Raw genomic sequence first — 12,942 nt, 5'->3', positions numbered from 1 at the left:
TAATATATGGCGGAAAGAAAGGGATTCGAACCCTTGGTACGGTCACCCGTACGCCGGTTTTCAAGACCGGTGCCTTAAACCAACTCGACCATCTTTCCGCATAAAGTTATCTTAATTAACTTTTGCTTCCATATTCCTTGCGGTTACTAATATAATATAGCACGATATATATTCACTGTCAACCCAAAGTTCAAAATTCTACTGGCATGTGATAATGTCACTTAAAATTTTATTTATATAATTTCATTGATCTCTCCTACAATTCTTTCAAGGGCTTTAGTTATATTTTCTTTTGAAGTGGCAATATTCATCCTTATGTAATTATTAAAACGTTCTCCGCCAAACCATTCTCCAAAATCAAAGGCCAGTTTGCATCTCTCTTTTATAAAACCTTCCATATCTTTTCCTTTTATATAGTTTCCCAAATTAATCCACACCAGATAGGTTCCCTCCAAGGGTGATATCTCTACAAGAGGCAATTCTTTTTCTAAAGTTTCTTTTACATACAGGTAATTTTCCCTGATCTGCTGCAGCACTTCCTCCAGCCAGGGCCTTCCCCCTTCATAGGCACTTTGGACTGCAATATACCCAAACGCATTTCCACCTGGAATTCTGATACATTTTACAAAATTATCAAAATTCTTTCGAATATCAAAATCAGGTATGACAACAAAAGAATTTTTACAAGAAGCAAGATTAAAAGTTTTAGTGGCAGCAGTAAGAGTAACAAGCATGGAATCATAATCGCCAATGCTTGCAGTTGAAATATGAGGGTTTTGTCCTATTATAATATCCTGATGAATTTCATCTGAAATTACTCTTACCTTATATTTTTCACATATATCCATAAGTTTTTTCAGTTCATCTTTCTTCCATACTCTTCCCACTGGATTATGGGGTGAACAGAGCAAAAACAACTTTACATTATTTTTTGCAATTTTATTTTCAAAATCTGAGAAATCAATAGTATATTTTCCTGAGCTGTTAATTAAGTCACTTTCTATTAATTTTCTTTTATTATTCTTAATTGCATCCAGGAAAGGATAATAAACTGGCGTCAATACTATAACTGCATCATTCTTTTCCGTTAATATCTGAATGAGCCAATTAATAGCAGGAACCACACCAGGAGAATACCTGATCCAATCTTCATGAACCCTATAATTATGGTAAGTTTGCTCCCATTTTATAAAAGATTCTTTATATTCCTTAGGCTCTATATAATAGCCTAAAACTCCAAGTTTTAAATATTCATCAAGCTTTTTAAGCACACAATCACATACTCTAAAATCCATATCCGCTACCCACAGAGGAAGCAGCTCCTCAGATCCAAACACAGCTTTTAGTCCATCCCATTTAGAACTGTCCGTCTTCCTTCTGTCAACATACTTTAACATTTTAATTCACCTCCACATCATCTTTCTCAAAAAGATTAACAACTACACTTTCAATTTAAAAGACTATAAAATTAATCTGCTATCTTTTCATTAGCCGGCTTTTGACTAAAATCCATTCCATACCATTTATTATATATCTTTTTCAGTGTACCGTCTTTCTGCATCTCTTTAATCGCCTTGGTAACAACTTTATTCAACTCTTCCGATTTTTTATCTCCTTTTACAAAAGGATAAGCTTTAGCTCCAACCATAACATTTTCCTCAACCATTCTGGCATCAATAACTTTATTTTTAATTTTATACGCCGCTTCACCAGCCGCCACAATCATCACATCAACTTTTCCCTGTCTGAAAGCTTCATTTAATAATTCAGAACTATCATACGTTACTAAATTTATCTTTATTCCCTGGTCTTTTGCAATTTGTTGAAACAAATTGCCTCCATTTGATCCTGATGAAAACCCACAGGTCATTCCTGCGATATCCTTTAATTTTTTAATATCTGTCCTATTTGAATGAACAACCAATTTTTCAGGAATATAGGCATATGGTTCTGAAAAATTATATTTATCTCTCCTCTTGGCATTGATTGTAATGGTGTTCCCCACAGTGTCAGCTTTACCTGAATCCAGATATCCAAATAAAGTATCAAAATCTCCCGTTATAAATTTAACCTTAAGTCCGGTCTTTTTAGAAATGGCATTCCAAATATCCACTTCCTGTCCCTTATGTACTCCATTTTCTACATAGGAATTTGGAACTGACGATGAACCGGATGCTACCACAATTTCAGTAGATGTGCTAGATTCATCTTGTTTTTGTGAATTTTTTTGATTATTTCCACATGCAGTCATACCAAAAATCACACATATGGATATTACAGTTAAAAGTATTTTTTTCATATTTTCCTCCTAAGTTTTAATATTATTTATATAAATTTAAAATTATACCTTTTAACAGAATTTTTGAATTTTTCTTTCCAATAGTCCCTGAAGTTTTTCCATAAAAACTACAATTACCAGATAAATCAGTGTGACACATAAGTATGCTTCAAAAAAACGCAGACTTAATGCTGCTTCCATCTTGGCTTTTGCCATTATATCAGCAAGTCCTACTGTAAACCCAAGTGCAGTTCCTTTAATTATGCCTATAAACTGGTTTCCAAGAGATGGCAGCGCTACAACAAATGCTTGAGGTAGAACAACTCGTATCATTGTCTGATATTTTGTCATTCCCATAGAATAGCAAGCCTCAAGTTGTCCTTTTTCAACAGATTCAATAGCTGCCCTCAACGTTTCTGCCATAAAAGAAGCTGTATTTAACGTAAGAGCAATTACAGTAGCTTGAAACGCCGTCATGGATTTCAAAGCCGGGATTATAGATGGAAATCCAAAATATAATATAAACAGCTGTGCCACCAATGGTGTAGCTCTAAAAAATGTAATATAAATACCAAAAATTTGAGAAAATCCCCATACTTTATAATACCTGATAATAGAGATTATAATAGACAGCATCAATGTAAATAATAAAGATATCAAAGACATCTCAATTGTCAATTTTAATGAAGGTAGGACAATCGGAAATAAGTTAATAAACCATTTAAAATCAAAATTCATTTATTTACCCTCCATAATATTTGAACTTACTGTATTAACAAACTTTCTAATTCGTTCATTTGTACAATTTTCAAATATTTCTTGAGGAGTTCCCATTCCTGCAATGCATCCATCTTCCAAAAAAACTATTCTATCTGCAACTTCCCTGGCAAATTTCATCTCATGGGTCACTATTAGCATTGTTTTATTACTTTCTACAGCCAATTGTTTAATTACAGTTAGAACTTCTCCAACTAATTCAGGATCCAGAGAAGATGTAGGTTCATCAAATAACATAACATTTGCATTTACAGCCATAGCTCTGGCAATCCCTATCCTCTGCTGTTGTCCACCTGACATCTCCTTAGGATATGCATCTTTTTTTTCTAAAAGCCCTACCTTTTTAATCAAATCAAGAGCTATTTTTTCAGCCTTGTCCTTACTTTTCTTTTGTACTGTAACCATAGGTTCCATAATATTTCGTAAAGCGGTTTTATTCTTAAGCAAATTATAATTCTGGAAAACCATTGATGTTTTCAGTCTCAATTGATAAATATCTTTTCTAGAAGCTATTTTAGCATTTACTGTAAATCCATCAATTGTAATTCTACCTTCTGTAGGTCTAACTAAAAAATTAAGACAACGGAGAAATGTAGATTTACCTGTCCCTGAAGGACCAATTAATACCACAACTTCTCCCTTGTCTATTTCAATATTTTATTATAAAATAATTAACACATTAACTATTAAACACTCCTATTTTCTATATTAGAAGTCTCATTTAATGTACTATGCTTTGCCCCATATAAAAAATAAATGGATATTCCAGCTATTGTCCACACTAGAAACCTAATCCATGTGACCATTGGTAAGTTTATCATAAGGTATAAGCAAAAAAATATAGTTAATATCGGGGTAAAAGGTACTCCCGGACATCTAAACTTTCTTTCAATGTCAGGCATAGTTTTTCTTAAAACAATAACTCCTATAGATACCGCTAAAAAAGCAGATAGAGTCCCTATATTACATAATTCAATGAGTACTGAAAGTGGCAAAAAACCCCCTATGACAGCCGTTGCAGCTCCTGTTATTAAAGTACAGCAAGCTGGTGTACTGTGAGTATCAGATATTGATGCAAAGCATTTAGGTAATAAACCATCCCTAGACATACTCATGAATATTCTAACCTGACCATATACTGTTACTAAAAGAGTTGAAATCATTCCTACAATAGCTCCTACAGCTATTAGAGCAGATCCCCAATTTATTCCAATATATGACAGAGAAGCTGGAAGTGCATTATTTATATCTATTAATTTATATGGTACTATTCCTGTAAGAACTAGTGAGACACCTATATACAATATAACAATTATAACCATACATATACCCAATCCTAATGGAATATCTCTTTTAGGATTAGCAGTTTCTTCCGCTGCAGTAGAAACCGCATCAAATCCAATAAATGCAAAGAATATAATTGAAGCTGCCGACATTACCCCTTTAAATCCGAAGGGAGCAAAAGGATGATAATTAGATATATTTACATGAGCTATTCCAACTAATATAAAAATAGCTATTACAGCTATTTTTACAGCAACTATAATATTATTTACCTTTGCACTTTCCGACACGCCAATATATAAAATCCATGTTATAAGTGCTACAACCAGAACAGCAGGTAAATCTACTATGCCACCAGATAATGGAGACTTTGTAATCATTTCAGGTATATGTATATTATATGTAGCTAAAGCTCCCACAAATGTAGAAGACCAACCTGTAGCAATAGTAGCTGCAACTACAAGATATTCAAGTATTAAATTCCAGGCCAAAATCCAAGCTATTATTTCACCAAAAGCTATGTAGCAATAAGAATATGTACTACCTGAAACCGGAAACATGGTGGCAAGTTCTGCATAAGTAAGAGCACATAGTACAGCTGTTATTGCCGCTATTACATAAGATATTATTATTGCTGGTCCTGCTATATGGGCACCTTGTCCGGTTGCGACAAATATGCCAGTACCCACTACAGATCCAATTCCCATAGATGCTATATCAAAAGAATTTAATCCTTTTTTTAGATTGGTTTTGGAAACTGCATTTTCAAAATCATTCAAACTTTTTTTTCTAAATAAATCCATAATATACATCAATCTCCTCAATTTTAATAGAAGAATTATTACAATACCTCTAATTTAAATAATTTTACTATAGCTCTTTATTTGAAAGACATTTTATTATTATACTATAATTGTAAGTTTATTAAAACAATATTTATTTAATATATTTTAAATTTTAAAAATTAAATAGAAAGGCAGTAACTTTTTATAAATAAAAAAGTTACTGCCCTTTAAACAATTATTATTCTATTTGATAACTTCTTTTCCACCCATGTATGGTCTCAATAATTCAGGAATTACAACACTTCCATCTGCCTGTTGGTAGTTTTCCAAAATAGCCGCAACTGTTCTTCCTACTGCTACTCCAGAACCATTTAATGTATGAACATATTTTGGTTTGTCTTTCGGTGTATCTTTATACTTTATATTAGCACGCCTTGCCTGGAAATCCTCCATATTACTACAGCTTGATATCTCAACATATCTATTATAACTTGGCATCCAGACTTCTATATCATACTTAAGTGCCGCTGTAAATCCTAAATCACCCTTACATATTCTAACTACCCTATAAGGAAGTTTAAGACCCTTAAGAACATCCTCCGCATCATTAGTTAATTTCTCAAGTTCTTCATAGGACTGTTCAGGTTTTGTAAATTTAACCATTTCCACTTTATTAAATTGATGCTGCCTTATAATTCCCCTTGTATCTCTACCTGCCGAACCAGCCTCAGCTCTAAAACATGCACTATATGCAACGTGCTTTATAGGTAAATCTTCCCCTCTTAGCACTTCGTTTCTATAAAAATTAGTTACTGGAACTTCAGCAGTCGGAATCAAGAAAAAATCATTATTAGATACTCTAAAAGCATCTTCTTCAAATTTGGGAAGCTGACCTGTACCTATCATGCTATTTCTATTTACCATATAAGGAGGGAATAATTCTTCATATCCATGTTTTTCAGTATGAAAATCCAAATAATATGTTATTACAGCTCTTTCAAGCTTTGCTCCTATTCCTCTATAAAATGTAAATCTTGATCCTGATACTTTACCTCCTCTTTCAAAATCAAGTATATTCAAATCTGTACCTATATCCCAATGAGCCTTAGGCTTAAAGTCAAATTTAGTAGGCTCTGACCATCTTCTAATTTCAACATTATCTTCATCTGTTTTACCTTCTGGAACTGCAGGATTTGGAATATTAGGTATTCTAAGCATTATATATTCTATTTTATCATTGACTTCTGATAACTGTACATCATACCCTTTTATCTTATCCGAAACCTCTTTCATCTCACTTACTAAAGTATCAGCATTTCCACCATTTCTTTTTATTTTAGCTATTTCTGATGAATCCTGATTTCTTTTATTTTTCAACGATTCTACTTCAACTAAAATTTGTCTCCTTTTTTCATCTAGTGATACTACTTTATCAATATCTGATAAATCAAAATCTTCTCCCCTATTTGTAAGTTGTTTTTTTATCTCCTCTGGATTGTTTCTTATCTTTTTTAAATCCAACATAATTATAATCCTCCTCAGTGATATATGTAATTTTATATATAAAAAAAGAATCTTTTTACCCCAAAGGGACGAAAAGATTCCGTGTTGCCACCCTAATTAGCCAATAACATATTGACTCTCTTTAAGATTATAACGGTATCACCGAACTGCTTTTAACAGTATCTCCAAGGTGGATTCACAGTATAATAATAACCAGTTTTCACCAACCACTGATTCTCTTAAATCACTATAAAGCTACTGACCTTTTCATTGACAACTTCAATTATATATACATAGACTTATAATGTCAATAAATTAAATATTTAAATCCATAGACATATTTATATGACCGTTACATCAAAAGTCATAAAATAAATTTTAAAATTTATTTAGCATTTTTATCAATATTTTTAGTGCAAATTATATCTACTCTTGTATTTAAAATATTCTTACATACTATACTGCCAATTTTTATAGGGGCTCCAACATGTATTCTACTTAAAACTTTAGAACATTCTATCCATAAACTTTTATCTATAGGCTTGGAGCTCTTTACAGGAACCACATTATAGTCAGATCCCTTTATTCTCACAAGAGTAGTAAATATATCACTTTTATTATCTATTTCCAATTTTGCATATTCTATTCCCTTATCACATAAATTCCCCTCAACTTCTACATTATTTTCACATTTATCTATACTAAGTATACACTTTTTACCGCACTTGTTACAAATAACCTCTTTAATCAACTTGTAGTTCCCCCATAATTACATTTCATTAAACTCCTTTATTCTACCTTTAACAATATTAGAGTTTTTGGAATCCTTTACTATATATATCATATCTTTATTTATTTCCCTGGAAAGAATAGATGTAATTTTGCAAAGACACTGAGATCCCATACAATTTCCAAATCCAGCACCTGTCCTTCTCTTTATACCCTCTACTGTACGTGCCCCCAAAGGTCTGCGTATAGCATCTATTATTTCGCCCTCTGTTATCTTTCCACAATAACATATTATCCTACCATAACTTTTATTCAATCTTATTATTTTTTTTCTATCATCATTAGATAAATCCCTAAATCTATAAAATTCCCTCCGTCTATCTACAAAATCCTTCTTTAGAACACAGTTTAAATTATTCACTATAGTTTCACATACTATATTTGCAATTACTGGAGTCATTGTAATTTGACCATAATGTTTGCCAATTACTTTAATATAACCCTTATCAATTAAACTATCATCTATAATTAAAGAGTCATTATAAAATAAAGAGTCATAGGAGCTCTCAATATCCTGTTCAGATATATCCTTTATAAATCCTTTAATTTTTTGTAGAGCACCTTCATAACTTATCTTTTTATTATCTTTTATACCTATTAACAATCCATCCTGACTAGTAGGCATAAGAAACATCTTCCCACAATTTTCTTCAACTGTAGAAATTATATTTCTATAATCCTTTTTAGTATTTTTATCTATAAGAAAATATTTTAAATATTTTCTATCCTTATTTATTTTATTTTGGCTATCTATACTGTAATTTTCTCTTGGAGTTGTATTTAACACCATATTACAAGTAAACTTATTTTTATTAGTTATCACCTTAAATCCCTTCGATATATTTTCTATATCTAAAACTTCTTCTCCTAACTTAAAATTAACCCCATTGTCAAATGCAATTTCACCATATGAGATTGCTAAATCATAAGGAGATATAATTCCCGTATTTTCAGAATAAATAGCTTTTCTTATATTTTCATTCAATCCAGGTTCTACTTTATAAATTTCCTTAGGATTCAATAAATGTATATTTTTTATTCCTCTTTTTAAAGCTGTACAATATATTTCAGTCAACCTTTTTTCACTTTCCCGGTTATTTGCAACAAGTAAATATCCCTTTTTTTTAAAACAAATATTAAATTTAGATGCTAAGCCAGGTATAAGTTTGTTACCTATAAGTTCTAATTTGGCCAATAATGTATCTTCACATTCTAATCCATCATAAACTATAGAAGAATTTATAAGTGCTACATCATCAGCTATATCATAGTCCTTTTCAATCAATGCTATATTTAAATTATATTTGGAAAGTTCATAAGAAACTGCACATCCTACTATTCCTCCACCCAATATAATTACATCATAATCCATGTCAAATCTTCCTTTCAAAGTACCTAAACACATTCTTCTATAATCCAAAACACTATTTCTATTTACTTAATGAATCTATTATTTTTCCAAGTTCCTCAATATCTTCTCCATATTTTGCCCAATCTCCATTTTTTTGTGCACTTATTGCATTATCATATAAGGTTTTTGCCCTTTTCATTTGATCACTATTAACGGAAGGTGTCGTTTGCTTTTGAGAATTATCAATACTTTCATTACTAGAATCCTGATTATAATTAAATATTTGATTTAAGGCATCGTCTATACTTTGAGCTAACAATATCTTATCCCCGTAAGATACTATAACTCTTTTCATCTCAGGGATACTATCTTTCCCATTAGCTCTTAAATACATAGGCTCTACATATAGCAACGAATTTTTTATAGGAACTATCATAGTATCACCAAATTGAACTGTAGAACCATTTTTATTCCAAAGAGACAACTGCTGAGATATAGTTGTATCCTGATTTAATTTTTGTTTAAACAGATAAGGGCTGTATATAGTTTTTTCAGGCGGAAATTTATAAAGAATGAGTTTTCCATAATTGTCTCCATCCATTCTAGCGCCAAATAAAGCAACCATATTATCCTTATCTCTCATATTGAAATACTGTAATAATATCATTTCTTCCTTTGAAGCACCTGCGGGCCTCATAACCACATAAGGTGATTCAATTAAACTTTTTTCTCCACTAACTTCCTTTTGATTACTGGCTACTTCCCATAAATCCTCACCACTATAAAATACTCCTGGATTTGTTACATGGTATTTTCCAAGTATGCTACATTGAATATTAAATAGATCTTTAGGATACTTAAAATGCTTAACTATATCTTGTGACAACTCACTTACATCTTTAAATAGCCCGGGAAATATTTTCGCATAACTTTTAATTATAGGATCATTTTTATCCATGATATAAAAATTAACATTTCCATTTTCAGCATTCATAACAACTTTTACAGAATTCCTTATATAGTTAAGTCCATTTTGCGGCTGTGAAAAAGGATATTCATTTGAGAATGTATAACCATCTAAGATCCAATAGAGTTTACCACCACTCATTATTATATATGGATCAGATTCATAATTTAAAAACGGTGCAATTTTATTAACTCTATCTTTTATATTTCTATTTATCAATATTTTACTTTCCTTAGTTATATCCCTAGATAAAAGAAAATTTATATCCTTTTGATTTATGGCAAACAAAATTCTGTTGATTATTCCCAGCTTTATTCCAGCAGTGCCATTATAGTTATTAGTTGCATTATCGCTTCCTTTTGGGTAATCAAACTCATCCAATTTAGTATTTACAACTGCATAATCGTCTGTTTTCTCTCCAAAGTATATCCTTGGATTAGCTAATTTTATATCTGTAGAATTTTGCGGAGGCATATCCTTTACGACAAAATTAGGCTGTCCTTCTGAGGTTACAGAATTTACTTTATTCATTACTATACCGTAACCATGAGTGTATACAAGGTGCCTATTCTGCCATGTATTAGGATCTATTGCCTTGCTATTTATTTCTCTTGCTCCTATAAATACTTGATTGAATTTTCCATTTATATAATATCTATCCACATCAATATTATTGAATTGATAATAATACCTTATAATCTGAACTTGGTTATAAAATTCAAGAGTTGGATCAAAGGAGTTAACTCTTATATTATCTATAGTATCCATATTGTTCTTTATATCTGCTGAAGTCAAATCATTTTTTACCTGAAAAGAAGTAGTTGCCATATTGTCAATATTATATGCCTTACGGGTATAATCTATATCATATTTTATATAAGGCTGCTCTAAAGTTTTCTGATTAGATTTTACAATAAAATTTTGTACTACAAAGTATGATATACTTTTAACTACAACTAATATTGCTATTACAGCTATTGAAATTACAATATATTTAAACCTAGATTTAATTATACTTATGAATATAACTATAGCTGCAATAATAGACGCTACTGCAATAATTTTATAAAACAACAAGCTTACATGAACATCAGTATAACTGGCCCCAAATGCCACACCATTTTCACTATATACAAGTCCAATACACTTTAAAACATATCCTACCGATATAAAAATCATTATAAGAGCAGCTAAAACTGCCAATTGTTTCCCTGCAAATCTTGTAATATCACTATTTAAAATATCTATCTTACCAGGTCTTTTTTTAAAGCTTCTTAAAATAAACCTGTCTTTTATATTCAATAAAAAATATGTAAATAGTGTTATTAAACATAAAAATATTACCAAACTCAAAAATGCATTATATAGAGATCGTATAAGTGGTAATCTAAATACATAAAAAGAAACATCTAAATTTAAAAGAGGATCTTTTATATTAAAAGGTACAGAATTTGTAAATTGTAAAGTTCTATACCAATAAGTTGCTGCAAATATATAAGAAACCACAAATGAAGCAATTAGATCAACAATTAAAACTATTTTTCTTTCAAATTTATCTTTATTGCTATTCACTTCAACGACTTTTCTATACTTTATTATACTTATCCGAAGGCTCTTATAATACAACCATATACCTATAAAACTTATTATGAATAAAGGTACTATAAGCTTAAACATAGCAATAATCTTAGTAAAATAAACAGATAAATATCCTACTTCTTTAAACCATTCTATATTAATTACAAAGTTTACAATATTATTTAAAAATATAATACATAAGGCCAAAATCAAAATTACCGTACCCAATGCCAGTTTCTTTTTTTTCAATTTTAATCACCTCTTTATAAATAATCATCAATTATACTTATTAAAGAAAGTATAACTTAATCAGAAATTATATATTTTTTTAGCTTCAATTCATTTATTATCTTTTTCAATATATCATAATTATCAGCTATTACAGTATGTAAATGTACACCTCCTGTTAATATTAATAAAGGTTCAGCTTTATATTTATTTATTTTATCTAAAAAATTATCTACATCATATAAATTTTTTATCATTAACATTCCCTTTATCTCTCCATATACAGGATGTTCCACTATAACATCTTCTACTTTTCCCCCAAATTTAACTATAGTTTTAAGTTCATCTTCCATTTCGCTTGTTTTATGTGAAACAGCAATTACTTTTCTAACCATTTCCTTCTCTGCTTTTGGAATTAAATATCCATCTGGAGTAGCTATTATACTTTTGCCTTCAGCCCTTAAAATTGCTATATCTTTAACTATTACCTGTCTAGTAACACCTAACTTTTCAGCTAAAACATGACCTTTTTGAGGTATATTACTTTTTTCAAGGATTTCTTTAATACATACTCTTCTATCTGCTGAGTTCATACTAACCTCCCATAGTATATTTTTGAAATAATCAACTATACTTACATTACTATTATATCATAAAATTTGGAATAACTTTATAGACGAATAGAAGAAACTTTTTAAAATACAATTAAAATTATTCTTTTAATTATTTTTATCACAATGTCTAAGTATATCAAGCTCTAAATCATCATTTATTTTTTCATCATGATGATTTTCTACCAAATAAAGTAACCTACTATTATTTTCTATTTTCTCTAATAATTCTTTTCCCAATTTAGCATGCTCATAATATACTTTTATTTTTGTATTATTAGAAAATTTCTTCAATTTACCTTTAGAAAATCTATCTCCTAATACTAAAATAGACTTATCCAATATATTCAACTCCTTATATATTTTACCGATATCATGTAAAAGTGCTGCTTTTAATAGCAAATTTATATTTACCTTATCGAATTTATCATTACAAATACTTTGTACGTCATAGGCTACTTTTACCGAATGTTTCTGTTCCTGAATAGATAATTTACTAAATAATTTTAATTCATTTATATTTAGGATACTTTTTATAAAACTATCATCATCTCTATTGATTTTAGCAGTGAGTGCCCAATAAAATTGTTTTATTCTATAACAAAATAGCATTTATTTATCACCTTTAATTCTATTATAATAATTAATTTATAAAAAAACAAAAGGAATTACAAATTTGTAATTCCTTTTACTAAGATGGTGGAGATAAAGAGATTCGAACTCTTGACCCTCTGCGTGCAAGGCAGATGCTCTCCCAGCTGAGCTATACCCCCATATGGTGGACCTTCAGG

Annotated in this window: 10 protein-coding genes, 2 tRNA genes, 1 pseudogene and 1 other annotated feature; all 13 genes and pseudogenes read right to left on the bottom strand. The window is 30.2% G+C overall.

Features of this window, described 5'->3' with window-relative positions; genetic code table 11:
- Positions 1 to 7: 7 nt before the first annotated feature.
- A tRNA-Ser gene (locus LN736_RS16630) sits at positions 8 to 98 on the bottom strand.
- A gap of 135 nt (positions 99 to 233) precedes the next feature.
- Complete coding sequence (locus tag LN736_RS16625; protein WP_150358462.1) at positions 234 to 1,397, bottom strand: MalY/PatB family protein; 1,164 nt, start codon at positions 1,395 to 1,397, stop codon at positions 234 to 236.
- A gap of 71 nt (positions 1,398 to 1,468) precedes the next feature.
- Positions 1,469 to 2,299 carry a transporter substrate-binding domain-containing protein gene (locus tag LN736_RS16620; RefSeq protein WP_150358461.1) on the bottom strand — a complete coding sequence of 277 codons (831 nt, stop codon included), beginning with the start codon at positions 2,297 to 2,299 and terminating at the stop codon, positions 1,469 to 1,471.
- Positions 2,300 to 2,350: 51 nt separating this feature from the next.
- Complete coding sequence (locus tag LN736_RS16615; RefSeq protein WP_229982026.1) at positions 2,351 to 3,016, bottom strand: amino acid ABC transporter permease; 666 nt, start codon at positions 3,014 to 3,016, stop codon at positions 2,351 to 2,353.
- Positions 3,017 to 3,712 (bottom strand): annotated as a pseudogene (locus LN736_RS16610) (amino acid ABC transporter ATP-binding protein); the annotation flags it as partial.
- 29 nt (positions 3,713 to 3,741) lie between these two features.
- Complete coding sequence (locus LN736_RS16605) at positions 3,742 to 5,142, bottom strand: amino acid permease (RefSeq protein WP_229982025.1); 1,401 nt, start codon at positions 5,140 to 5,142, stop codon at positions 3,742 to 3,744.
- Positions 5,143 to 5,367: 225 nt separating this feature from the next.
- The gene (gene serS, locus LN736_RS16600; RefSeq protein WP_150359018.1) at positions 5,368 to 6,648 is read right to left on the bottom strand and encodes a serine--tRNA ligase; all 1,281 of its coding nucleotides are present in this window, start codon (positions 6,646 to 6,648) and stop codon (positions 5,368 to 5,370) included.
- A 61-nt stretch (positions 6,649 to 6,709) separates the two neighbouring features.
- Positions 6,710 to 6,907: a binding site (T-box leader), on the bottom strand.
- Between the two features lie 105 nt (positions 6,908 to 7,012).
- Positions 7,013 to 7,378: a DUF1667 domain-containing protein gene (locus LN736_RS16595; RefSeq protein WP_179978610.1), complete on the bottom strand. Its 366-nt coding sequence runs from the start codon at positions 7,376 to 7,378 to the stop codon at positions 7,013 to 7,015.
- Between the two features lie 18 nt (positions 7,379 to 7,396).
- Entirely contained in the window at positions 7,397 to 8,788 is a 1,392-nt protein-coding gene (locus LN736_RS16590; RefSeq protein ID WP_229982024.1) for an NAD(P)/FAD-dependent oxidoreductase, read from the bottom strand.
- A gap of 58 nt (positions 8,789 to 8,846) precedes the next feature.
- Positions 8,847 to 11,561, bottom strand: a complete 2,715-nt coding sequence (locus LN736_RS16585) for a UPF0182 family protein (RefSeq protein WP_150358915.1) — start codon at positions 11,559 to 11,561, stop codon at positions 8,847 to 8,849.
- Between the two features lie 56 nt (positions 11,562 to 11,617).
- The gene (locus LN736_RS16580) at positions 11,618 to 12,133 is read right to left on the bottom strand and encodes a transcription repressor NadR (protein WP_150358916.1); all 516 of its coding nucleotides are present in this window, start codon (positions 12,131 to 12,133) and stop codon (positions 11,618 to 11,620) included.
- 126 nt (positions 12,134 to 12,259) lie between these two features.
- Positions 12,260 to 12,763 (bottom strand): HD domain-containing protein, encoded by a 504-nt coding sequence (locus tag LN736_RS16575; protein WP_150358917.1) that lies wholly within the window; start codon positions 12,761 to 12,763, stop codon positions 12,260 to 12,262.
- A gap of 85 nt (positions 12,764 to 12,848) precedes the next feature.
- Positions 12,849 to 12,924 (bottom strand) — tRNA-Ala (locus LN736_RS16570).
- Between the last annotated feature and the right edge of the window lie 18 nt (positions 12,925 to 12,942).

Origin of the sequence: Clostridium aromativorans, from assembly GCF_020908015.1 — a bacterium.
In the GTDB taxonomy this organism is placed as follows: Bacteria; Bacillota; Clostridia; order Clostridiales; family Clostridiaceae; genus Clostridium_B; species Clostridium_B aromativorans.
This window is presented reverse-complemented; position numbering and strand designations above follow the sequence as displayed.